Origin of the sequence: Nonomuraea sp. NPDC049269 (assembly GCF_043197155.1) — a bacterium.
GTDB lineage: Bacteria > Actinomycetota > Actinomycetes > Streptosporangiales > Streptosporangiaceae > Nonomuraea.
The window spans coordinates 1-1,176 of record NZ_JBICSO010000035.1 but is presented as its reverse complement, the minus strand read 5'-3'; the positions used below and the strand labels follow the sequence as shown (position 1 = coordinate 1,176).

Below are 1,176 nucleotides of genomic sequence, written 5' to 3'. Positions count from 1 at the left end.
GGATTCGTCTTCTGTGTGATGTGACTGCGTGCCTTTTGAAGAATGAGCCTGCGAGTTATGGTGTGTGGCGAGGTTAACCCGTGTGGGGGAGCCGTAGCGAAAGCGAGTCTGAAGAGGGCGTTTGAGTCGCATGCTGTAGACCCGAAGCGGAGTGATCTACGCATGGGCAGGTTGAAGCTCAGGTAAGACTGGGTGGAGGACCGAACCCACCAGGGTTGAAAACCTGGGGGATGATCTGTGTGTAGGGGTGAAAGGCCAATCAAACTCCGTGATAGCTGGTTCTCCCCGAAATGCATTTAGGTGCAGCGTCGCGTGTTTCTTGCCGGAGGTAGAGCACTGGATGGCTAATGGGCCCGACAAGGTTACTGACGTCAGCCAAACTCCGAATGCCGGTAAGTGAGAGCGTGGCAGTGAGACTGCGGGCGATAAGGTTCGTAGTCGAGAGGGAAACAGCCCAGATCACCGACTAAGGCCCCTAAGCGTGTGCTAAGTGGGAAAGGATGTGGAGTCGCAGAGACAACCAGGAGGTTGGCTTAGAAGCAGCCACCCTTGAAAGAGTGCGTAATAGCTCACTGGTCAAGTGATTCCGCGCCGACAATGTAGCGGGGCTCAAGTACACCGCCGAAGTCGTGGCATTGACCTCACTTGTGGGGTTGATGGGTAGGGGAGCGTCGTGCAGCCGGTGAAGCAGCGGAGTGATCCAGCTGTGGAGGCTGTGCGAGTGAGAATGCAGGCATGAGTAGCGAATCGAGGGTGAGAAACCCTCGCGCCGGATGACCAAGGGTTCCTGGGGCAGGCTAATCCGCCCAGGGTAAGTCGGGACCTAAGGCGAGGCCGACAGGCGTAGTCGATGGACAACGGGTTGATATTCCCGTACCCGCTTCAATGCGCCCATATCGAACCTCGTGATGCTAAGAGTCCTTAAGTCCTCTGATGTCCTTCGGGACTAGGGGTGAGGCTGAACGCTCGATCCGATCGGGTAGTAGGTAAGCGATGGGGTGACGCAGGAAGGTAGTCCAGCCCAGGCGATGGTTGTCCTGGGGTAAGCATGTAGGGAGCGAGGTAGGCAAATCCGCCTCGTATTAATCCTGAGATGTGATGCCGAGCCGATTGTGGTGAAGTGGATGATCCTATGCTGCCGAGAAAAGCCTCTAGTGAGTGTTGTGGCGGCCCGTA

The 1,176-nt window shown here is 56.5% G+C and carries 1 rRNA gene; it reads left to right on the top strand.

Annotated features, from left to right (window positions below):
* Positions 1 to 1,176 (top strand): 23S ribosomal RNA (locus ACGFNP_RS61055); the annotation flags it as partial.